Origin of the sequence: Paraburkholderia sp. SIMBA_030 (assembly GCF_046535245.1) — a bacterium.
In the GTDB taxonomy this organism is placed as follows: Bacteria; Pseudomonadota; Gammaproteobacteria; order Burkholderiales; family Burkholderiaceae; genus Paraburkholderia.
Genome location: NZ_JAWRXB010000391.1, coordinates 1 through 277, shown reverse-complemented (window position 1 = coordinate 277; position 277 = coordinate 1). Strand labels below are relative to the sequence as shown.

At 62.1% G+C, this 277-nt stretch carries 1 protein-coding gene; it reads left to right on the top strand.

From position 1 onward, the window contains the following. Positions 1-93: 93 nt before the first annotated feature. On the top strand, positions 94-277 hold a 184-nt coding region (locus SB772_RS40480; RefSeq protein ID WP_410838581.1), incomplete at its 3' end, for an ATP-binding cassette domain-containing protein.

The following is a 277-nucleotide window of genomic DNA, read 5'->3' as shown; positions in this document are numbered from 1 at the left end:
CCCGTGAGTGAATCGAACACGACACCGGCGGCTTTCAATCGGTATTATGGCGCACGCTGCGCCAATGCTTCGGCGCCATTAACGCTTTTTTTCATTTGTGACATGACCGTCCCCACCGGCCTCATCGAAGCGCAACAGATCACGCGCCGCGACGCCAGTAGCGGCAAGACGTTGCTGACGCCGACCGACTTCAGCCTCGCCGCGGGATCGCGAATTGCTATCACGGGAGCGTCGGGTTCCGGCAAGAGCGTGCTGCTGCGCGCGCTCGCGTTGCTCG